Raw genomic sequence first — 20,412 nt, forward strand, 5'->3', positions numbered from 1 at the left:
ACAGGCCGCACCACCCCTGGCTCGTCTGGTACACGTGGAGACCTGGGCGGGCCGCCCGTATCGTGGCGCGATGCTGATCAGACGTGAGACCCCCGCTGACGTCGACGCCATCCGGGCGGTGCACGCCGCCGCGTTCGCCAAGGCCGGCGACGATGGGAACGGCGACCGCGTACCGGTGGAGGCGACCCTGGTCGACGCGCTGCGCGCCGACGAGGGATGGCTGCCCGCGTACTCTCTGGTGGCTGTCGATTCGGACGGCCAGGTGGTGGGGCACGTGGTGGCCACGCGGGGCCGGGTGGGCGGTGAGCCGGTGGCGTTGGGCCTCGGCCCGCTCGGCGTGCTCCCCGACTGGCAGCGGCGCGGCGTCGGGAGCGCGCTGATGCACGCGGTGCTCGGCGCGGCCGATGCGCGGGACGAGCCTCTCGTGGTGCTGCTCGGGCATCCCGACTACTACCCGCGCTTCGGGTTCGGGCCTGCCGTCGACCTGGGCGTCACCCCGCCGCAGCCGTGGGGGCCGCAGTACTTCATGGCCCGTCCGATGACCGGGTGGCGCGACTCGATCCGGGGCGAGTTCCGCTACGCACGCCCGTTCGACGACCTGTGACCACACCGCGCCTCCGCCGCCGACGTGCCGCCGACCTCGACGGGTGCGTCGCGGCGCTCGCCGAGGTTCACCGGGTCGACCGTTACCCGGTGAACTGGCCCGCCGACCCGCACCGTTGGCTACGCGAGCCGCGCCCGGCGGACGCCTGGGTCGCCGTCGACGACGCGGCGGTTGTCGGGCACGTCGCGGTGCATCGGGTGCCCAACCGGGCGGACACGCCGTCGGCTCCACCGACGGCCGAGGTGGCGCGTCTCTTCGTGGTGCCGAGCGCCCGAGGGTTGGCGCTGGGCGGTGCGCTGCTGGACCGGGTTCGCCAGTGGGCGAGCGCGCGTGGGACCGACCTGGTGCTGGAGGTGACGTCTGACGACGCCGCGGCGGTGGCCCTCTACGAGCGCACCGGGTGGCGGTACACCGGGAGCAGCACCGCGCCGTGGACAGCACCGGACGGCAGCGCGGTGTCGCTGCGTCACTACACGCTGTCCTGTGACGCCGTGCCGGCCATCGCCGCGAGCCGACGGGCGAGCAGGGCTGCCGCGTCGCGCAACTCCGGCGGCTCCACCACCTCCACCTCGTAACTCAGACGGGCGAGGTGCGCGGCGAGCCAGTCCAGGCGCTCCCCGCCGACGATCAGCACGCACCACCCGTCGCGGTCTTCCTCGACCCGCCCCACCTGGGGCGGCACCAGCTTGCGCACCTGGTCGACCGTCGCACGCACGCGTGCCCGGGCGAGATAGCGGTACGACGCCTCGGTCACGGCCCGCTGCACGAAGGCGACCGGGTCCGGATGCTCGCGCGTCCGGAAACGCCAGGTCGTCGCGACAGCGGCAGCCATCCGGTCCAGGCGGAACGTCCGCCAGTCGTCGCGGTCCACGTCCCAGGCCATCAGGTACCAGCGGCGACCTGTCGTGACCATCCGGACCGGCTCGACCGTCCGCTCGTGTCGCCCACCGTTGCGTGTCTCGTAGGTGAAGCGCACCCGTACGGCATCGCGGCAGGCCCGGGCCAGCGTCACCAGCACCTCGGCGTCGACTTCGGCCACCGGACCCATGAGCGTCTCCGTGGAACCGTGCACCGCCCGTACCTCGGCGCGCAACCGTGCCGGCATGACCTGGTCGAGCTTCGTGAGGGCCCGAAGGGCCGCCTCGCCCGCGCCGGCGATCGTGCCGCCCGAGGCGAGGCGCAGCGAGACCGCCGTCGCGATCGCCTCCTCGTCGTCGAGGAGCAACGGTGGCAGGCGGGTGCCCGCACCGAGCTGGTAGCCACCACCGACGCCCGGCGCCGCATGCACGGGATAGCCCAGCGCGCGCAGTCGCTGCACGTCACGGCGTACGCAACGGTCGGTGACACCGAGTTCGGCGGCGAGGTCCCGAGCCGTCCAGGATGGCCGCTGCTGGAGCAGCGCCAGCAACCGCAACACCCGCTCGGTCGTCGCCTCGACGGTCACGCACCGATCGTTACACGAATTGCGGAACGCTTCTGTCCGCTATCCACGAGAGGCTGGACCCATGACCGACCAGGATCACGAGACAGGGAGCTGACATGGCCCGCGACATCCAGATCACCCTCGACTGCGCCGACCCTGCCGCGTTGGCGGCGTTCTGGGCCGAGGCACTCGGCTACCAGGTGCAGGACCCGCCCGGGAACTTCGAGTCCTGGGAGCAGGCGCTCGACGCGATGGGGGTGCCGCCGGAGCACCGCAACGACGCGTCGGCGGTGGTCGACCCCGAGGGTTCGCGACCACGGCTGTTCTTCCAACGGGTCCCCGAGCCCAAGCAGGTCAAGAATCGCGTACACATCGATGTGCGGGCCGCACCCGGACTGGAGGGTGACGAGCGGATGGCGGCCCTGGAGAAGGAGGCCGAGCGGCTCGCCGCGCACGGCGCCACCCGGCTCAGCCGCCACGAGCCCGCTCCCCCGCTGGGTGCCGGTCACCTCGTCATGGCCGACCCGGAGGGCAACGAGTTCTGTCTCGACTGACGCCACGTCCGCGCAGGTCACTGCCGCGACCACCGGATGCCGTGCGAACATGTGTACGTGTCGCCCGGTGCCAACATCCTGCACGCCGACCTGGACGCCTTCTACGCGTCGGTCGAGCAGCGCGACGATCCACGCCTGCGCGGCCGGCCGGTGATCGTCGGCGGGGGCGTGGTCCTCGCGGCCAGCTACGAGGCGAAGGCGCGGGGCGTCCGCAGCGCGATGGGCGGCCAGCAGGCACGCCGGCTGTGTCCGGACGCGATCGTGGTGCCGCCTCGGATGTCGGCGTACACGGCGGCGAGCCGCGCGGTCTTCGAGGTCTTCCGGCAGACCACTCCGCTGGTCGAGGGGATCTCCATCGACGAGGCGTTCCTGGACGTGGGCGGCCTGCGGCGGCTGGTCGGGTCACCGGCCGACATCGCGGCGCGGCTGCGCCGGGAGGTCCGTGAACGGGTCCACCTTCCGATCACGGTGGGTGTGGCCCGCACGAAGTTCCTGGCGAAGGTGGCCAGCGGGGTGGCGAAACCAGACGGCCTGCTGGTGGTCGCACCGGACGCCGAGGCGGCGTTCCTGCACCCCCTCCCGGTCGAACGGTTGTGGGGCGTCGGCCCGGTCACCTCCGCGAAGCTGCGGGAGCACCGGATCCGTACCGTCGGCGACGTGGCCCGGCTCGGTGAGGCCGCGCTGGTGTCGCTGCTCGGGTCCGGTGCCGGTCGGCACCTGCACGCGCTGGCGCACAACCGTGACCCACGCGCGGTGCAGGTCGGTCGCCGACGCGGCTCGATGGGTGCCCAACACGCGCTGAGTCGTACCCCGCACGCCCCGGCGGAACTGGACGCCATCCTCGCCGGTCTGGTCGACCGGGTCACCCGCCGGATGCGCGCGGCCGGGCGGTCCGGTCGCACCGTGGTGCTGCGGTTGCGCTTCGGCGACTACAGCCGGGCGACCCGCTCGCACACCATCGGCAAGGCGACCGCGGACACGACGCCGCTGCTCGCCGCGGCGCGCGCGTTGCTGCGGGCGGCCCGGTTCGAGATCGACGGTCGTGGTGTCACGCTGATCGGTGTGTCGGTGGGCAACCTGGACGACAGTCCGGTCCAGCCGGAGTTGCCGTTCCACCGCGACCCGGGCGCGGAGTTGGACGCAGCGGTCGACGCGGTCCGCGACCGGTTCGGCTCGACGGCGCTCACCCGTGCGGTCCTGCTCGGCCGGGAGCCGGGTGTCGAGATGCCGCTGCTGCCGGATTGACCGATCTGCGTGCGGTGTCCACGCGCCCAGTTGCGACAGGAGACACATCACAGCAGGTCGGCGGTTTAGCCGGCAGCCGACGGGTGACCCTTGTGGGGTACAGCCTGACGAGGGGGGGCACATGTCCGACGACACCAGCAACCGATCGAGCCGCCGCGCCGAACGCCCGCACGACGTGACCGACCCGCTGCTCTGGCAGCTCGCGGTCGACGTGCTCGAGGCCCACGAGCCCGACGACGAGGGGCACTGCCGCAATCTCCAGTGCGCCGGCCAGGCCTGGCCGTGCGCGGCCCGCACGAGCGCCGAGCAGTCGGTGCGGCTGGCCCGCAGCACCCCCGACTCGGCCGAGATGACCGTCGACGGTGACGCCGCCGGCACCGGCTGGGCGACCGCGCCGGCACCGCGCTGGGGCTGGAACGGCGAGGCGGCAGCGCGCCGCGAGCCGAGGAAGGCCGCCTCGGCGGCGTGACGCGTACCGCGCGGAGACCAGCAGACGAACGAACGCTCGGCCGGTGACCCGGCCGAGCGTTCGTCTGTCGAGCGTCAGAGAGCGAGTCGCTGGCCCGGGAGGATCAGCCCCGGGTCGGCGCCGACCAGCTGCCGGTTGCGCTCGTACAGGGCCTGCCAACCGCCGGCCTGGCGGTGCCGCTCGGCGATCTCCGACAGGGTGTCGCCCGGCTTGACCACGTACGTGTCGCCGCTGGCCGCCGGGGCGGTCCGCTCGTGATTACGGGTCGCCGGCTGGTCGCCCCGCGACGACCGCTCCTTGCCGGCGGTGGACTTCGACGAGCCGGTGGACGACTTCGTCGAGGGCTTCGCGGTGGACTTGGTCGACGTCGTGGCGGAGCCGCCCGACGAGCCGCCCTTGCGGCCGCAGGTCGGCCACGCGCCGATGCCCTGCCCGTCGAGCACCTTCTCGGCGATCGCGATCTGCTCCCCGCGGCTGGCCAGGTCGGCGCGGGCGGCGTACTTCGTGCCGCCGTAGCCGGCCCAGGTGCCCTGGGAGAACTGCAACCCGCCGTAGTAGCCGTTACCGGTGTTGATCTTCCAGTTGCCGCCGGACTCGCACTGGGCGACCGCGTCCCAGTTGACGCCGGCCTGGGCCGGAGCCGCCGGGCCGAAGAGGGCGACGGCGCCGGTGACCGCGCCGACGGCCAGGGTGCCGACGGCGACGCGGCGGGTGGTGACCCGTCGATGACGGGGTGTGTACGCAGACGTCATGGTTCGTTCCTCCACGCCGGCGAGGTGAGCTGTCGGGTTCGGGCCGAGGAGCCCGGCCGCACGGTGGCGGCTTCACCCCGAGGTGACATGCACCGAGGAACGTTGGGTCCCCCGCTCCTGCCCGGGTTCTGTTTCCGACGACCGGGGGCAGGATTTGGCGTTGCCGGTCGCGGCGTCCACGGTGGTGGACCCGACCGACGGTAGGCACGGTCGGTGACGGTCGCCCACCGCTTGTGAAGTTGTTCACCGGCCCACGCGGGGCGCTCCGGCCAGCGGTTGCGGACGACGTCCACCTGTGCACCGACCATGATGGACCGTTTCCGATCAGGGTCGACGTCCACCTGCCAACCGGCCGGCGGACCCCCGGATCGGGTCCGCCGGCCGGGGGTGATCAGAGAGTGCGCGCCAGCCGGTCCGCGAGCGTACGGGTGAAGCGTGCCGGATCGGCCAGCTCACCGCCCTCGGCGAGGACCGCCAGGCCGTACAGCAGCTCGGCGGTCTCGGTCAGCGCCTCCGAGGAGTCGCCCTGCTCGTGGGCCTTGCGCAGCCCGGCGACCAGCGGGTGACCAGGATTGATCTCCAGGATCCGCTTGGTCGTGGGGACCTCGTGCCCCATCGCCCGGTACATCTTCTCCAGCGTCGGCGTGAGGTCGTGCGCGTCGCCCACCACGCAGGCCGGCGAGGTGGTCAGCCGCGACGACAGCCGGACCTCCCGGACACTGTCGGCGAGGGTCGTGCCGAGCCACTGCACCAGCGCGCCGAACTCCTGCCGCTGCTGCTCGCGCTCGGCCTCGGCCTGCTGCTTCTCCTCGTCGGTGTCGAGGTCGACCTGGCCCTTGGCGATCGAGCGCAGCGGCCGGCCGTCGTACTCGCCGACCCGCTCGATCCACACCTCGTCGACCGGGTCGGTGAGCAGCAGCACCTCGTGACCCTTGGCCCGGAACGCCTCCAGGTGCGGGGAGTTCTCGATGGTGGCCCGGGACTCGCCGGTGGCGTACCAGATGTCGGTCTGGCCGTCCTTCATCCGCGAGACGTAGCCGGCCAGGTCGGTGGGCTCCGCCGCGTCGTGGGTGGAGGCGACCGACAGGATCTCCAGCAGGGTGTCGCGGTTGTCGGTGTCGTCGATCAACCCCTCCTTGACCACCGCGCCGAACTCGGTCCAGAAGGTGCGGTAGCGCTCGGGGTGGTTGGCCTTCAGGTCCTTGACCGTGGCGAGCACCTTGCGGACCAGGCGGCGGCGGACGATCTGGATCTGCCGGTCCTGCTGGAGGATCTCGCGGGAGATGTTCAGCGACAGGTCGTGCGCGTCGACGACACCCTTGACGAAGCGCAGGTATGTCGGGACCAGCGCCTCGCAGTCGTCCATGATGAACACGCGCTTGACGTAGAGCTGGACGCCGCGGCGGCCCTGCGGGGAGAACATGTCCAGCGGGGCGTGGCTGGGCAGGAACAGCAGCGCCTCGTACTCGAAGGTGCCCTCGCCCTTCATGTGCACGACCTCGAGCGGGTCCGCCCAGTCGTGGCTGACGTGCTTGTAGAACTCGTTGTACTCGGCGGCGTCGACCTCGTCGCGGGAGCGCGCCCAGAGCGCCTTCATCGAGTTGAGGGTCTGCACCTCGCTGGTGGCCGCCTCGCCCTCGGCGCCCGGACGCTCGACGGTCATCCGGATCGGCCACGCGATGAAGTCGGAGTAGCGCTTGACGATCTCGCGGACCGTCCACTCGGCGGTGTAGTCGTGCAGGTTGTCCTCGGTGTCGACCGGCTTGAGGTGCAGGGTCACCGAGGTGCCCTGCGGCGCGTCGTCGACGGCCTCGACGGAATAGGTGCCCTCGCCGGCGGACTCCCAGCGGGTGCCGCCGGTCTCGCCGGCCTTGCGGGTCAGCAGGGTGACCCGGTCGGCGACCATGAACGCGGCGTAGAAGCCGACGCCGAACTGCCCGATCAGCTCCTGCGAGGCGCGGGCGTCGGCGGACTCGCGCAGCTGGCGCAGCAGCTCGGCGGTGCCGGACTTGGCGATGGTGCCGATCAGCCGGACCACCTCGTCGCGGTTCATCCCGATGCCGTTGTCCCGGACGGTCAGCGTGCGGGCGTCCCGGTCGACCTCGATGGCGACGTGCAGGTCGTCGGTGTCGGCGACGAGATCCTTGTCGACGAGCGTCGCCAGCCGCAGCTTGTCCAGGGCGTCGGACGCGTTCGAGATGAGTTCCCGCAGGAAGACGTCCTTGTTCGAGTAGATCGAGTGGACGACCAGTTGCAGAAGCTGACGCGCCTCGGCCTGGAACTCCAACGTCTCGGCCTGGTTGCTCACACCGTCTCCCCTTCTCGGCTCGTGCGGAGGTTCGCGCAAAGGATACGAGCCGTCACCGGCGTACACGTGTGCGCCTCCGGGTCGTATTCCCGATTCCCGTGCGCCCGGCGCGTGACCTAGCTGACTTTGCTCAACAGAAGCCAGCCGGATAGCGTTCGGTGCGACAAGCCCCGCCACGAACCTGGAGCAACCCCATGAAGATCGCTGGAAGCACCGCCCTCGTCACCGGCGCCAACCGGGGCTTCGGCCGGCACCTGGCCGCCGAACTCGTCTCCCGGGGCGCGACCGTCTACGCCGGCGCCCGCAACCCCGACAGCGTCGACCTGCCCGGCGTGACGCCGGTCCGGTTGGACATCACCGACCCCGCGTCGGTGGCCGCCGCCGCCGAGCTGGCCGGTGACGTGAACCTCCTGGTCAACAACGCCGGCATCGACAGCCGGGCGGACCTCCTCGACGGCGACCTGGACCTGATCCGGCTGGAGCTGGAGACCCACTACCTCGGCAACCTGTCGATGATCCGGTCCTTCGCCCCCGTCATCGCCGGCAACGGCGGCGGCACGGTCCTCAACGTGCTCTCCGTGCTGTCCTGGGTGAATTTCCCCCTGCACGGGGCGTACGGCGCCGCGAAGTCCGCCGAGTGGGCGATGACCAACGCGCTGCGCCTCCAGCTCGCCGAGCGGGGCGTCCGGGTCGCCGGCCTGCACGTCGGTTACATGGACACCGACATGGCCGCGACCGTCACGGGCGCCAAGTCGGACCCGGCGGTGATCGCCCGGCTCGCCGTCGACGGCATCGAGGCCGACGCGTACGAGATCGTCTCCGACGACATCAGCCGACAGGTGCAGGGCGGGCTCGCCGGCGGGGTCGCCGCGCTCTACCCGCAACTCCCCTGACCGTGGACGCCACGGGCCGCCGCCGGGAGCATCCGGCGGCGGCCCGTCCTCGGTTACGCGGCCAGCTCCACCCACGCACCGGCTCGACATCCGTCGCTCAGCAGCCGCCGCAGCTGTAGAAGAGGATGTCCCAGTGGCTGCCCTCCTTGGTGTAGAGGTTGCCCGAGGCGGCCCGGTACTGGTAACCGAAGCCGGAGATGTAACCGACATAGGTGTAGTTCGCCGAGATGTAGTTCTGGATGCAGGTGCTCAGCGCGATGTCGAGCTTGTAGCCGTTCCAGTGGCTGTACGTGCCCCCGGCGTGCCCGACCTCGGTGCCGGCGGTGACGGTGACCGCGCAGCCGCTGGCCCGCTTGAAGGTGATGATGCCGTCGATGGTGGCCTGCCGGACCCCGTCGAACGAGGTGCAGGTGGAGACGTTGCGGTCGCTGCAGTTGCCGCTAGAGGTCCAGGAGATGCCGGCGGCGCGCAGCTGCGAGGTGGCGCTGGAGTGGCTGATGGCGAAGGCCGGCGCGGCCAGGCCGAACGCGGCACAGAGCGTCGCCAGGGTGGCCACCAGCAGCGTGAGCACGCGGCGGCGCAGGGTGGATCGGTCGGGTGACATGGCACTCCCGTTCGCGTGAGGGGCGGAATTCTGCGAATCAGGGGCCGGCCTTGAAAGATTTCTACCAGAGATCGATGGTCATGACCAGATGTCGGGTGGGAGCGGTGTGACCGCCACCCCCACCCGACCTCCCTCAGCTGGCCTGAAGCGTCACGTCGTCGATCACGAAGCTGGTCTGCAACGACGAGTCCTCGGTGCCGGTGAACTTCAACGTCACCGTCTGGCCCGCGAACCCGGCCACGCTGAACGTGCGCTGGGCGTAGCCGGAGGCGGCGTTCAGGTTCGAGTACGTCGCCAGCGTGGTCGAGCCCACCTGCACGGTCAGCTTGTCGTACGCGGTGGAGCCGGTGGTCTCGGCGGTGTCCACGTGCAGCCAGAACGACAGCGTGTAGCTGGAACAGCCGGCCGGCACGGTCACCGACTGGGACAGGGTGTCGGTGTGGCTGCTGCCGTACCCGTCGAGCCACGCCTTGTACGACCCGGTCCGGGCCGGCTGGCTACCGGAGTTGGTGATCACGCCGGAGGAGGCGGTCCACGGCGTGGTGCCGCTCTCGAAGCCACCGTTGCCGATCACCTGGCCGCCGGCGCAGCCACCGGTGCCGGTGACCGTGAGGGTGAGGCTGGCGGTCCGGGTGACCGAGCCGGTGCCGGTGACCGTGACGGTCACCGTGCCCGTGGTGGCGCTGGACGACGCGGTCAGCGTCACCGTGGCCGACCCGCCGGAGGTCACCGACGACGGGCTGAAGGAGACGCTCACCCCGCTGGGCGCTCCGGACGCGCTGAGGCTGACCGTCTGCGCGGAGCCGGAGGTGGTCGCGGTGCTGACCGTCGCGCTGGCGCTGGCGCCCCGGGCGACGGTGAGCGCCGTGGGGCTGACCGCGAGCGAGAAGTCGTTGGTCGGGGTGCCACTGCCCACGGCGAGCTGCCACAGCGCGTACGCGACGCCGTCCGCGGCCCGGTTCAGCACGGTGGCGCTGACGTTGGCGGTGGTGTCGCAGGAACGGTGGTAGCACGAGTCGTAGGCGGAATTGGCCGTGCCGCCCCACTTGGCCGCCTGGCTGCTGGTCTTGCGGGCGCTCGCGCCCGCCGCGTACCCGGAGGTGGGGATGCCGGCCTGCTGGAAGTAGTAGTCGTCGGAGCGGCCCTGACCCTCGACGTTCTCCTCGGGTTGCAGCCCCAGCGAGTCCCAGTACGCCTTCAGCGGCGCCGCCGTGGTCGAGCTGACCCGGTTGATGAAGTAACCGCCGTTGGTGGAGCCGACCATGTCGAAGTTGTAGTAGCCCTTGATGTAGCCGCGCTGGGTGGAGTTGAGCGAGTTGACGTAGAAGCGGGAGCCGTTGAGGCCCTGCTCCTCGTCGGTCCACCAGGCGAACCGGACCTTCTTCGTCACGGTCGGGTTCTGCGCGGCGAGGACCAGGGCGTTCTCCAGCAGGGTGGCCGAGCCGGACCCGTTGTCGTTGATGCCCGGACCGGCCGAGACGCTGTCCAGGTGCGCGCCGAACATGACCACCTGGTCGGACGGGCCGCCGGGCCACTCGGCGATGAGGTTGTTCGAGGGGTACGTGCAGCTGGAGCAGTACTGCTCAGTGACGGTGTAGCCGGCCGCCTGGAGCTTCGTCTTGACGTAGCTGAGCGAGGCGGTGTAGCCGGCCGAGCCGGCCCGCCGGTTGCCGCCGTTGCTGCTGGCGATGGAGTTGAACTGGGTCAGGTGCGCCTGGACGTTGCTGACGGAGATGTCCGGCGCCGCCAGGACGGCGGCGGACGCGGCGATCGGCCGGGCCGCTGTCGTCGTGGCGGAGGATGACGCGGTCGCCGGCTGGGCGGCCAGCGTCACCGTCATCCCGGTGAACACGGCGAGCGCGATTCCCGCGCTCAGCGTTCTACCTCTCATGGGGGCTCCTCGGGGTCGGAGAGATATCCGAGACACTTACAGATATCTATCTCTGTGACATCGGACGTTCGTCCCGAACCCCCGCCCGTTAGACGGTGGGTACCGGCGTCGGCACAGGTGAGTAGAGGTGTCAGGATGGGTAGGTAACGCCAGCAGGGGTCGTCGGGCCCGGAACGGGGGGCTAGCGATGAGGCCGGGTCGAGCGTGACACGACCCCGCACCGACCTGTTCGACGATGGTGGTGACACCGGCCGGCTGATGGCGGAGCTGGACTGGGCCGACACACCGCTCGGCGCGGTGTCCGACTGGCCACAGAGCCTGCGATCCGCCGTACGGGTGGTGCTCTCCTCCCGCTACCCCATGCTGCTGCTCTGGGGCGAGCGCTTCTCCCAGCTCTACAACGACGCGTACTCCGCGCTGATCGGCGACAAGCACCCCGCCGCCCTGGGTGGCGACGTGCGGGTGACCCTGGCCGAGGGCTGGGACGTCCTCGCCCCCCTGATCGAGCAGGCGATGGCGACCGGCGTGGCCAGTTGGGTACCCGCCCTCCAACTCCTGCTGGAGCGCGCCGGCTACCGCGAGGAGGCGTACTTCAGCGTCTCGCACGCCCCGGCCCGCGACGACGACGGCCGCACGGTCGGCGTGCTGACGGTGTGCAGCGAGGTCACCGAGCAGGTCGTCGGCGAACGGCGGCTGCGGCTGCTCCGCGACCTGTCGCTACCCGGCGACGGGCGCACCGTCGACGTCGACGCGACGTGCGCGCGGCTGATCGACGCGATCCACGGCGATCCCATGGACGTACCCTTCGCCGCGATCTACCTGCGCGACGGCGCGGCCCTGCGCCGGATCGCCTGCGCGGGCGGCGGCCCACACCATGCCACCGTCACCGGTGCGCTGCCGTCCGTCGTCGACCTGGCCGACCCGAGCCCGACGGCCCGCGCCTGGGCGCTACCGGAGGCGGCGTCGGGTCGACCCACCGACCTGACCGGCGTCGCCGACCGGCTGTCGCTGCCCGCCGGCCCGTGGGGCGACCCGGCCCGCGCCGCGCTGGCCCTGCCGCTGCCCTCGGCCGCCGAGGACCAGCCGCTCGGCGTCCTGCTGGTCGGCGTCAGCCCCAACCGGGACCTGGACGAGGCCTACCGCTCCTTCTACCAACTGCTGACACAGCAGGTGTCCGCGGCGGTGCACAACGCCCAGGAGTACGAGCGGGAGCGACGCCGGGCCGAGACGCTGGCCGAGCTGGACCGGGTGAAGACCACCTTCTTCACCAACGTCAGCCACGAATTCCGTACCCCGTTGACCCTCATGCTCGGACCGCTCGCCGACGCTCTCGCCGACACCGCCGCGCCGCTGGCACCCGCGCAGCGAGAGCGGGTGGAGACCGCCTGGCGCAACGCGACCCGGCTGTTGACCCTGGTCAACAGCCTGCTCACCTTCTCCAGCCTGGAGGCCGGGCGGGCTCGCAGCGACGCCCACGAGGTGGACCTGCCCGCGCTCACCGCCGAGCTGGCCAGCGTCTTCCGCGCCGCCGTCGAGCGGGCCGGCCTGACGTTGGAGGTCGACTGCCCGCCCCTGCCCCGCCCGGTCACCGTCGACCCGGTCAACTGGGAGCGGATCGTCACCAACCTGCTGTCGAACGCCCTCAAGTACACCTTCATCGGTCGCATCCGCATCGCCGTGGACGCGGACCACGACGAGGTACGCCTCACCGTCGCCGACACCGGCATCGGGATCGCCGAGGCCGACCTGCCGAAGCTCTTCGAGCGCTTCCACCGGGTGCAGGGCGCACGGTCCCGCAGCCACGAGGGCACCGGGATCGGCCTGGCCCTGGTCCACGAGCTGGCCCGTCTGGAGGGCGGTGAGGTCCGGGTGACCAGCCGGGTGGGCGGCGGCACCACCTTCACCGTGGCCCTGCCCTGGTCGGCGACGCGACGCCCGGCCACGACCGCACCGCCCGGCGAGGGGCGGGGCGACGCGGCACGCGCCGCCGTCCAGGAGGCGGTGAGCTGGTTGACCGACCCCACCGGCGACGTCGCCGAGCCCGCCACGGCGCCGGGCCCGGCCGCCGACGAGCTGGTCGGGGCACGCATCCTGGTGGCCGACGACAACAGCGACATGCGCGCATACCTGAGCCGGCTGCTCGCCGCCCAGGGCTGGCGGGTGCGGTCGGTCACCGACGGGCTCCAGGCGCTCGACGCGATCCACCGGGAGCCACCGGACCTGGTGCTCACCGACGTCATGATGCCGGTGCTGGACGGCTCCGACCTCGTCCGCCGGTTGCGGGCCGACCCCGCAACCCGGGCGCTGCCAATCGTGGTGCTCTCCGCGCGGGCGGGCGAGGAGGCCAGCGTGGCCGGCCTGAGCCTCGGCGCCGACGACTACCTGGTCAAGCCATTCGCCGCCGCCGAGCTGATCGCCCGGATCCGGACCGCCATCCGCCGCGCCCGCACCGAGGTCGCCGGCGACGCAGCCACCGCGCCGAGCGCCGACGGCGAGCCGGCGTCGAGCGCTCCCGCCCGGCCCACGGCGGTCGAGGTCCAGCCCGAGCAGAGCGCGCCCCTCGCGGATCGTGGTGTCGATACCGTGACCGGCGACCCGGCCAGCACGTCGACAGCCGGCACGTCGCACGGCGACGGGCTCGGCGACCGGCTGGACGAGCAATGGACGTACCCGTCGGTGCCCACCTCGGCGGCCGCCATGCGACAGGACGTCCGGCTGGCGTTGGACGACCTCGACGTCGACGGGGAGGTGGCGGAGGATCTGCTGCTCGCCGCCTCCGAGGCGATGAACAACGCCGTCGAGCACGCGCAACGACCCAGCCGCCCCGAGGTGCGGGTCCGACTCCAGGTGGGCGACACGCTGGTCCGGATCTCGGTACGCGACTTCGGCACCTGGCGGGACCGTCGACCGGCCATGGACCGGGGGCGTGGCGCGCTACTGATGAACGCCTACGGCGACGTACGGCTCGTCTCCACCGGCGAGGGGACGACCGTGACCATCGAACGACGGCTGGCCTGAGACCGGGCGACCGGCTCGGCGTGGACTACGAAGCAACGCAGGCGGGTAAAAACCCTAGCCCTGCCTGGGAAATTCTGCCCGATCAGTCCAGATGAGAACTGGAAGCGGAACCTGAGCTGGGAAGACGTATACACGGAAGTTGCAGCTCTAGGATTTCCTACTCCCTTCCGCCCTGGGGTCCGGCATAAGCTGGGTCATCGGACCGGCTCCCCTCAGGATCTGATGGGTCCGGGCGGACCGGGGCGCTAGCGATGGTCCTCTGGCGTTCGGATCGGTTTCGGGACTCCACCGATGTCCCAGGGACGGCGATCCGGGCCACACTCAGGCCCGTGGGTTGGACGGCAGCAGTTCTCTTGAGACGGCGTTAGAAGCTTCCCGGTCGCCGGCTAGCTCGGAGCCCTCGCCTACGTCACCGTCACTCAGCGACCCGTGATGTCGTTGTTTGACGGCACGGAATCAGTTGGATCCCGCTCCTGCGGAGCGTCAATCAGGAGGGCTAACGTTGTCCGGACCCCGCCGTTGTATCTCAGCAAGCGCCAATCAGAATGTCAGGATGGCGACTCGATGGGACGAGACGTGGCACCGGCTGCTCATGTGGACGTCAGGCCAAGGGGCATCCGAGCGCCTAGCGGCGCAGGTCGTGCTCAGCGAAGGGTACGGGCGTTTCGATCCAAGTCACCCCTTAGGCGGGCCTGACGGCAAGAAAGATGCTGTCATGCGTCGCGATGGAATGACCTGGATCATGGCCGTGTATTTCCCTCGCGGCCAGCAGGCATACAAGACAATCAAGAGCAAATTCGCTGCCGACGCGGCAGGCATTGCAGCTAATGGCGTTGATGGCATCGCCTTCGTATGCAACCAGGAACTCTCGCTATCACAACGGGCCGATTTGCTGGCTAGCGCAGGCGGCGAGTGCGACATCTATCATTTAGAACGAATTGTTGCCATCTTAGACCGACCTGAAATGCGGGCGACCCGTGCACAATTCTTAGGATTTGACTCGAACGATGTCGGCCAAGCTGAACTGGCCTTACGACGGCAGCTCATCCGTGAGCGCATTGATCTGATTGCAGGAGCGATCGAATGGCTGGTGGTGAAGCCGAAGTGGCGACGCAGGAAGGATAGCAGATTCTTCATTCTGGAAGTCCATGGCATAGAGGGAATCTATGCTCAATTTATGCGCGAAGTGGACGGGGTGCACGTCGAGCTGGTGTCGTCGCGCTTCCTCGCCCCATGGCATCGACTGTCTCGGACTCAGGAAAGCCTGCTGTCCGAGCATGGCTGGAAGCCGCCAGATGAGTACGCGCCCAATTTCTACCAGGACTTCCACTTCCGTGGTGATCGCACAACGTTCGCCATCGACATTGCCAAGAACGTCCTTGACGCCCTCATTCATGTGTACGGTGTCCACGAGACTGATCTACTCGTCATTCGCACGAGGGGTGACTAGCTCCGCCCTGGCCGCGGTGGACGCCGCCCTGAACGACCGGGAGGCCGAGGGCACGATGCGGGCCAGAACGGAGAAGCGTTCCACGCGCGCCAAGCCTTCGCCCAGGCTCCACGCTCTCCGGTCAGGTGAACGCTTCACAGGCCGCGCCTGACTCCGCACGGACAACTGCCGCCCTTCGATCTAGAGGGCAGGCCGTTTCGTATCTGGCCTCCTGGGTCGGCTGGCGTCCCGCTCAGCTCTCCGGCGGCGGGGGTTCGTCCGCTCCCCTGGCCTTCCAGGGCTGGTGCTCCGTGATCCAGCGTTCCACATCCTCTACCAGCCACACAGTTCCGCCGGCCAGGTGATCGAACGGCGCCGGGAAATCGGGTCGAGTGGTGAGCTGGACGACGCGGACGCGCGAGACGCCCAGACGCTCCTGAAGCTCTGCGCTCCCGTACAACCGCCGCTGCCAGGCCATCTCTTCAGCATTGCTACATCACCCCCTGTCATACTTGAAATCCCTAGCGGCTTCCTCCATAGGAGCTGCTCAGAGCATATCTGTATAGGTAGCCATTCCACTTTCACACTTGACAGGGGATGGCCAAGTCGGATCTCCTGGACGGGCAACACACCGGGTAGCGGTTCGGGTACGTGAGCGGGGCTCCGTGCCCGGACCTGCCATTTCAGGAGGTGGAGCTGTGCCCATGGACGACGGCCCGATCACTCCGGCGCTGGTCCTCTGGACTGCCAAGCGGGTGATTACCCAGCACGCGACAACGGCCAGCCCTCACCGCGCCCGTGGGATGTGCGTCCAGTGCGGGGACGCTGGTTGCGACATGCTGAGTTGGGCCATCGACGTGGTAAAGGCCCACCGCCTGGCCGCCACCCCCATGTCGTGATGGAGTGGGAAGTCCCTCGGGAGGTCTGGGTCCCCCGGCTGGCCGCATGGACCGTCGCTGAGCACCGGGAGGCCCGCTGCCCCCGGTGCCGACCGGACGGGTGCCGGTCGCTGGACTGGGCCCGGGACCGACTCAGGGCACACTGGGAGACTCATCCGTACCCCTAGATTGCACCACCACGCACTGTCGGGCCTCATCGCGCGCCAGGAAACTCACCCCTTGCCGGGCGTTCGCTTGAACGCCAACATGACCCGGTGTAGGACACTTCCCAACTCCTACCGCTCCTCAGCGGAAAGCTGCGAGGTGGTCTCCGTCAGCATCTGGTTGAGCTGGCTGACTAGGGGATGCATCGGCGACGGTGCCGCCTGCGGCGAAGGGCGCTGGTCTTCCGCTGTGGCTGCCCGCCCTGTCGATGTGCCGGTGAGCGGTATACCGCAGAGGTATGAATATGGCTCTGAGGTATACCGCTCACCAGCACATCCGCTCCCATGAAGGTGACCCAGGATCAACGTCGGTCGCCGGCTGCGCCCGCCGCCCTAAAGGGCAAAGTTGACTCGTCTAGGGCCGCCCAACCTCAGAGCCGGCGACCCGCGCCGTCGTGGGCGACGATGCCGTCCAGCCGGGCCCCCGGCGTGAGCGTGGTCGGATCGAACCAGAAGATCACGACCTGCTTGTCGAGGCTCCATCGCGCCACCGTGGCGTCGACCTGCCGACCGTCGACGGTGCCGATGATCCGTGCCGCCGGGCCGACGAAGTAGCCGAAGGTCGGCACCGGAAAGACCGACTCGCTCTCCTCGTACCCGATCTGATGGAAACCGGGGCTGCGGTCGGCGCCGTCGACGTCGTTGACCAGGATGTCCGTGCTCACCGTTCCGTCCGCGGCTCGGCGACCGGCGGCCAACCCGATGGTCACCCTGGGCGCCCCGGGAACCGTCACCGCGACGACGAAGTAGACCCGCCGGTCGGTGCCGTGCCCGATCCCGGAGTCGATCACCTGCCCCAGGGGCTTCGGATTCGGCACGCCGCGAGCCCGCGTGGGCGGTGGCGTCGGCCCGTCCGACGTCGCCGCCGTCGTCGGCGCGACACCGGCCGGGGGCGAGGCCACGGCGACCGGGGACGCGGGCTCGGTCGGCAACGGATCGCGCGACCCGGTCGGGTCGACCACCACCGCAGTCACGGCGACCAGGCCGGCGGCGAACGTGGCCGCCGCAGCCCCGGTGATCCGCCGACGGGCGCGCAGCCGCCGTCCCTCGCGCATGACGCTGGCCAGGTCGAGGATGGCGTCGGGGCGTTCGGTCGCCCGCATGGCCGCACGAAGGCGATCCAGCTCGCTCATCGGCACGCCTCCTCGTCGGCGGCGCGCGGCGCTGCGGTCCGCAGCTTCTCCAGGGCTCGCGAGCTGGTGCTCTTGACGGTGCCCACGGACACGGCGAGTTCCCGAGCCACCTGCGCCTCCGGCAGGTCGAAGTAGTACCGCAGCACGACGATGGCCCGCTCCCGAGGGCTCAGCGCGCCGAGGATGGCGACCAGCCAGCGCCGGGTGGCCACGTCGTCGGCCACGTCCCCACGTCGCTGCTCCGGCACCACGTCGGTCGGGTACTCCCGCATCGGCCGCCGCCACCGGTCCACGAGGTGGTTGACCAGGGTGCGGCGCGCGTACCCGTAGGCGTCGTCGTCGTGGATCCGCGACCACGACACGTACGTGCGCACCAGCGCGGTCTGTGCGGCGTCCTCGGCCTGGTGGTGGTCGCCGGTCATCAGGAACGCCGCATGCACCAGTCGCGCGGACGCCGCCCGCGCGAACTCGACGAACTCCGCGTCACCGCGCGCCACCGCGAAACCCTCCCCCGTGCCACACCACTACAGACGGGACAGGCCGACAAAAAGTTGAGACCGGGGTCACTTCAACTTTTCGCCGCCCGCACCCGTCTTCTCCTTTGTGCGCCGCCACACTGGGCGACGCGCGAGGGGAGAGACATGTCGACGAAGGGTACCCGCCGGTGGCTTCCTGCCTCTGGGGCGTCACTGCTGGTGGTGGCGCTGCTCACCGGGTGCACGGGGCCGACGGCCGGGCAGTCCGGCGCCGGAGACCCCACCACCGGACCGCGACCCGGTGGTCACGCCGCAGCCTCGAACCGGCCGACCGGTGTCGGTATCCTCCGCCCCAGCAGCACGCCCAGTCGCCCGGTCAGCTATCCCGCAACCGGTGACAACCGCTGGACGGTGGCCGGGGCCGAGACGACGGGTGGCAGCGGGGACAGCGGCACCCTGCTGCGCTACCGGGTCGCCGTGGAACGCGACATCCATGGCCTTCCAGCGGGTGACATCGCCACCGCGATCTCCGCGACGCTGAACGACCCCCGCGGGTGGACGGCGGGCGGGAACTGGCGGCTGCGCCGGGTGGGCGCCGACCAGGCGGCCGACTTCACCATCTACCTGGCGACCCCCGGCACCCGCGACACCCTCTGCCAGGACGTGCCGGACGGCTACACGTCCTGCCGCAACGGCGCCAAGGTGGTGCTCAACGTGGCGCGCTGGGTCTCGGGCGTGCCGAACTACGGCGCGAGCCTGGCCACCTACCGGCAGTACATGGTCAACCACGAGGTCGGGCACAGGCTCGGATTCGGCCACGAACGCTGCCCGGGGCAGGGCCGGCCGGCGCCGGTGATGCAGCAGCAGACGTTGGGCCTGCACGGCTGCCGAGCCAGCGCGTGGCCCTACCCGAGCGGCACGGTCCGCTACCGCGGCCCGTCCGGGGCGTACGACGACGCGATTCCACGACGCGAGGGCGCGTACCCGAAGCACTGAGACCGCCGGTCAGGGTCGGCGGCGGCGCTCCTGCTCGAGGCGCTCGTCGAGCCGACCCAGTTCGTAGACGGCGTTGAGGCTCGTCGGCAGACGGCGGACGTTGTCTGCTCCGGGGTCGGGATCGTGGTCGAGAGTCGGTTCGGTGTCGGGTGTCGGTGGTGCGGGAGCGGCGGCATCACCGCGGCGCCGCAGCAGCAGCGCTGCCAGCACCACCAGGAGCACCGCGACCAGCAGGTACGACACGGGCGGCCAGCCATCGCGGACGGGGTCGGCGAGCGACGGCGCCACGACCGGAGCCGGGGTGTCACCACCGCGCAGGGGCACGGCCGCATCGCGGTCGTCGGCGCCTGCGCCCTTGCCGGGGCGGTCGGGGGTGAGCACCGCTCGGCCACCGGACTGCGACCCGGCGGGCGCGGCGGGCGTCGACGGGCTGGACGGCCCGGTCGTCGATGGTCGGCTCGGCCCGGTGGTCGGGGCGCGGGTGCCCGTCGGGCTCGGCGTCGGAGTTGGCGTACCGTCGCCGCCCAGCAATTCGCCGACGATCCGGCCGACACCGCCGACCAGTTCGCCGATCGGTCCGGGGGTGACGGACACCGACGGCGTGGGCGTTGGCGCGAGCGCGAGGGTCAGCGCAAGGACGACGACGGCCGGCATACATCCACCTCCGATGTGCCGATGCGAGGCACCGTATCGCAATGTGGGATCGCATGGGTGCCGCGCCACGCTGTGCTGCGGCTGACGCTGATCGCAACGGGGTAGACGGCTGTTACCCGGCGGTTACGCCACGGCGAGGTGCCCGTGTCCGGACGGGACGACCGTGGCGGCAGAGGGTCACCGGCAGGGCCGCCGCGACGTGACCCCGGAACATCGAACGGAGAACGACGATGAGGATCAGGAGCACTCTGACCGCGATGGCGGTCGTCCTCGCCGGACTGCTCGGCAGCGCCGGCACCAGCAGCGCGACCGGCACCAGCAGCGCCACGGGCAGCACGGCCAGCGTGGGCAGCGCGGCCGAGGCGGCGTACTGCGGGATCACCTGGGGCAGCGCGGACAAGTCGGCGGGCGCGCTGAGCGACGCCCCGCTTGTCGACGTGCGGACGGGCCGGCAGGACTGCTACGACCGGGTGGTGTTCGAGTTCGCCGGCCCGGTCGACGGCTACGCGGTCGGCTACGGCGAGACCTGGACCGAGGGCGAGGGTCTCGCGCTCTCGCCGTACACGGCCGGCGGCGCGCTGCTACGGGTCTCCCTGCGGGCCCCGGCGTACGACGACGACCACCTCGGCACGGTGCCCTACGCGGTCGGCGCGCACGTCACGAACCTGCTGCGTTACCCGACGCTGCGCGACGTGGTCTTCGGCGGCGGTTTCGAGGGCTACACCACCTTCGCGGTCGGGGTACGGGCCCGGCTTCCGTTCCGCACCTTCGTGCTGGCCGGTCCGGGCACCCACAGCCGGATCGTGCTCGACGTCGCCCACCAGTGGTGACCAGCGCCGGCCGACCGCCGCCGCGAGCAGG

At 70.8% G+C, this 20,412-nt stretch carries 18 protein-coding genes and 1 riboswitch; of the genes, 10 read left to right on the forward strand and 8 right to left on the reverse strand.

Translation table 11 applies throughout. The annotated features are described in order from the left end of the window. Nucleotides 1–70: 70 nt before the first annotated feature. Together ABZV06_RS05505 and ABZV06_RS05510 are read left to right on the forward strand one after the other, a co-directional pair. Complete coding sequence (locus tag ABZV06_RS05505) at nucleotides 71–604, forward strand: N-acetyltransferase (protein ID WP_355233158.1); 534 nt, start codon at nucleotides 71–73, stop codon at nucleotides 602–604. After that, nucleotides 601–1,179 carry a GNAT family N-acetyltransferase gene (locus ABZV06_RS05510; protein ID WP_355618890.1) on the forward strand — a complete coding sequence of 193 codons (579 nt, stop codon included), beginning with the start codon at nucleotides 601–603 and terminating at the stop codon, nucleotides 1,177–1,179. The genes ABZV06_RS05505 and ABZV06_RS05510 overlap by 4 nt, the downstream gene beginning before the upstream one ends. Here ABZV06_RS05510 and ABZV06_RS05515 read toward each other — a convergent pair. Next, nucleotides 1,074–2,048: a YafY family protein gene (locus ABZV06_RS05515; protein WP_355233156.1), complete on the reverse strand. Its 975-nt coding sequence runs from the start codon at nucleotides 2,046–2,048 to the stop codon at nucleotides 1,074–1,076. The two genes, ABZV06_RS05510 and ABZV06_RS05515, sit on opposite strands and share 106 nt — an antisense overlap. Nucleotides 2,049–2,143: 95 nt before the next feature. Between ABZV06_RS05515 and ABZV06_RS05520 the strand changes: the two genes are divergently transcribed. The 3 genes from ABZV06_RS05520 to ABZV06_RS05530 all read left to right on the forward strand — a co-directional run bounded on the left by ABZV06_RS05520 (nucleotide 2,144) and on the right by ABZV06_RS05530 (nucleotide 4,295). Continuing rightward, nucleotides 2,144–2,581, forward strand: coding sequence for a VOC family protein (locus tag ABZV06_RS05520; protein ID WP_355233155.1), 438 nt, complete (start codon nucleotides 2,144–2,146; stop codon nucleotides 2,579–2,581). A gap of 57 nt (nucleotides 2,582–2,638) precedes the next feature. After that, nucleotides 2,639–3,826 (forward strand): DNA polymerase IV, encoded by a 1,188-nt coding sequence (gene dinB, locus ABZV06_RS05525; RefSeq protein WP_355618893.1) that lies wholly within the window; start codon nucleotides 2,639–2,641, stop codon nucleotides 3,824–3,826. Between the two features lie 121 nt (nucleotides 3,827–3,947). Beyond that, nucleotides 3,948–4,295: a hypothetical protein gene (locus ABZV06_RS05530; RefSeq protein ID WP_355233153.1), complete on the forward strand. Its 348-nt coding sequence runs from the start codon at nucleotides 3,948–3,950 to the stop codon at nucleotides 4,293–4,295. A 74-nt stretch (nucleotides 4,296–4,369) separates the two neighbouring features. On the opposite strand, the gene ABZV06_RS05535 is transcribed toward ABZV06_RS05530, so the two are convergent. Continuing rightward, nucleotides 4,370–5,047: a transglycosylase family protein gene (locus ABZV06_RS05535; RefSeq protein ID WP_355233152.1), complete on the reverse strand. Its 678-nt coding sequence runs from the start codon at nucleotides 5,045–5,047 to the stop codon at nucleotides 4,370–4,372. After that, nucleotides 5,047–5,217, reverse strand: a riboswitch (cyclic di-AMP (ydaO/yuaA leader). Its footprint overlaps the gene before it by 1 nt. 221 nt (nucleotides 5,218–5,438) lie before the next feature. Continuing rightward, nucleotides 5,439–7,355: a molecular chaperone HtpG gene (gene htpG, locus ABZV06_RS05540; RefSeq protein WP_355618896.1), complete on the reverse strand. Its 1,917-nt coding sequence runs from the start codon at nucleotides 7,353–7,355 to the stop codon at nucleotides 5,439–5,441. A 194-nt stretch (nucleotides 7,356–7,549) separates the two neighbouring features. Here htpG and ABZV06_RS05545 point away from each other — a divergent pair, with 194 nt between their 5' ends. Further along, entirely contained in the window at nucleotides 7,550–8,248 is a 699-nt protein-coding gene (locus ABZV06_RS05545; protein ID WP_355618899.1) for an SDR family oxidoreductase, read from the forward strand. A 97-nt stretch (nucleotides 8,249–8,345) separates the two neighbouring features. Here ABZV06_RS05545 and ABZV06_RS05550 read toward each other — a convergent pair whose 3' ends face one another. Both ABZV06_RS05550 and ABZV06_RS05555 read right to left on the reverse strand, forming a co-directional pair. Then, nucleotides 8,346–8,852: a hypothetical protein gene (locus ABZV06_RS05550; protein WP_355618902.1), complete on the reverse strand. Its 507-nt coding sequence runs from the start codon at nucleotides 8,850–8,852 to the stop codon at nucleotides 8,346–8,348. A 133-nt stretch (nucleotides 8,853–8,985) separates the two neighbouring features. After that, nucleotides 8,986–10,743 carry a M28 family peptidase gene (locus ABZV06_RS05555; RefSeq protein WP_355233148.1) on the reverse strand — a complete coding sequence of 586 codons (1,758 nt, stop codon included), beginning with the start codon at nucleotides 10,741–10,743 and terminating at the stop codon, nucleotides 8,986–8,988. A gap of 204 nt (nucleotides 10,744–10,947) precedes the next feature. Here ABZV06_RS05555 and ABZV06_RS05560 point away from each other — a divergent pair, with 204 nt between their 5' ends. Both ABZV06_RS05560 and ABZV06_RS05565 read left to right on the forward strand, forming a co-directional pair. Beyond that, entirely contained in the window at nucleotides 10,948–13,761 is a 2,814-nt protein-coding gene (locus ABZV06_RS05560; protein ID WP_355618905.1) for an ATP-binding protein, read from the forward strand. 553 nt (nucleotides 13,762–14,314) lie between these two features. After that, a complete protein-coding gene (locus tag ABZV06_RS05565; protein ID WP_355618908.1) occupies nucleotides 14,315–15,211 on the forward strand; it encodes a hypothetical protein in 897 nt (298 codons plus the stop codon). Nucleotides 15,212–16,663: 1,452 nt separating this feature from the next. On the opposite strand, the gene ABZV06_RS05570 is transcribed toward ABZV06_RS05565, so the two are convergent. Both ABZV06_RS05570 and ABZV06_RS05575 read right to left on the reverse strand, forming a co-directional pair. After that, nucleotides 16,664–17,425 (reverse strand): hypothetical protein, encoded by a 762-nt coding sequence (locus ABZV06_RS05570; RefSeq protein WP_355233142.1) that lies wholly within the window; start codon nucleotides 17,423–17,425, stop codon nucleotides 16,664–16,666. Further along, a complete protein-coding gene (locus ABZV06_RS05575) occupies nucleotides 17,422–17,922 on the reverse strand; it encodes a SigE family RNA polymerase sigma factor (protein WP_355233141.1) in 501 nt (166 codons plus the stop codon). The genes ABZV06_RS05570 and ABZV06_RS05575 overlap by 4 nt, the downstream gene beginning before the upstream one ends. A gap of 144 nt (nucleotides 17,923–18,066) precedes the next feature. Here ABZV06_RS05575 and ABZV06_RS05580 point away from each other — a divergent pair, with 144 nt between their 5' ends. Next, nucleotides 18,067–18,897, forward strand: a complete 831-nt coding sequence (locus ABZV06_RS05580; protein WP_355233140.1) for a DUF3152 domain-containing protein — start codon at nucleotides 18,067–18,069, stop codon at nucleotides 18,895–18,897. A gap of 9 nt (nucleotides 18,898–18,906) precedes the next feature. Here the strand turns inward: ABZV06_RS05580 and ABZV06_RS05585 are convergent, their stop codons facing one another. Continuing rightward, a complete protein-coding gene (locus tag ABZV06_RS05585) occupies nucleotides 18,907–19,551 on the reverse strand; it encodes a hypothetical protein (protein WP_355233139.1) in 645 nt (214 codons plus the stop codon). A 230-nt stretch (nucleotides 19,552–19,781) separates the two neighbouring features. On the opposite strand from ABZV06_RS05585, the gene ABZV06_RS05590 reads away from it, so the two are divergent. Next, nucleotides 19,782–20,381 (forward strand): hypothetical protein, encoded by a 600-nt coding sequence (locus tag ABZV06_RS05590; protein WP_355618911.1) that lies wholly within the window; start codon nucleotides 19,782–19,784, stop codon nucleotides 20,379–20,381. Nucleotides 20,382–20,412: the final 31 nt, after the last annotated feature.

The organism is Micromonospora sp. NPDC005172, from assembly GCF_040608555.1.
In the GTDB taxonomy this organism is placed as follows: Bacteria; Actinomycetota; Actinomycetes; order Mycobacteriales; family Micromonosporaceae; genus Micromonospora.

Bases quoted from the DNA above. Each gene is read 5' to 3' on its own strand.
- ABZV06_RS05505 (WP_355233158.1), top strand. From the start codon at position 71: ATGCTGATCAGACGTGAGACCCCCGCTGACGTCGACGCCATCCGGGCG.
- ABZV06_RS05530 (WP_355233153.1), top strand. From the start codon at position 3,948: ATGTCCGACGACACCAGCAACCGATCGAGCCGCCGCGCCGAACGCCCG.
- ABZV06_RS05545 (WP_355618899.1), top strand. From the start codon at position 7,550: ATGAAGATCGCTGGAAGCACCGCCCTCGTCACCGGCGCCAACCGGGGC.
- ABZV06_RS05585 (WP_355233139.1), bottom strand. From the start codon at position 19,551: ATGCCGGCCGTCGTCGTCCTTGCGCTGACCCTCGCGCTCGCGCCAACG.
- ABZV06_RS05535 (WP_355233152.1), bottom strand. From the start codon at position 5,047: ATGACGTCTGCGTACACACCCCGTCATCGACGGGTCACCACCCGCCGC.
- ABZV06_RS05570 (WP_355233142.1), bottom strand. From the start codon at position 17,425: ATGAGCGAGCTGGATCGCCTTCGTGCGGCCATGCGGGCGACCGAACGC.
- ABZV06_RS05520 (WP_355233155.1), top strand. From the start codon at position 2,144: ATGGCCCGCGACATCCAGATCACCCTCGACTGCGCCGACCCTGCCGCG.
- ABZV06_RS05565 (WP_355618908.1), top strand. From the start codon at position 14,315: ATGGCGACTCGATGGGACGAGACGTGGCACCGGCTGCTCATGTGGACG.
- ABZV06_RS05590 (WP_355618911.1), top strand. From the start codon at position 19,782: ATGAGGATCAGGAGCACTCTGACCGCGATGGCGGTCGTCCTCGCCGGA.
- ABZV06_RS05580 (WP_355233140.1), top strand. From the start codon at position 18,067: ATGTCGACGAAGGGTACCCGCCGGTGGCTTCCTGCCTCTGGGGCGTCA.
- ABZV06_RS05550 (WP_355618902.1), bottom strand. From the start codon at position 8,852: ATGTCACCCGACCGATCCACCCTGCGCCGCCGCGTGCTCACGCTGCTG.
- ABZV06_RS05555 (WP_355233148.1), bottom strand. From the start codon at position 10,743: ATGAGAGGTAGAACGCTGAGCGCGGGAATCGCGCTCGCCGTGTTCACC.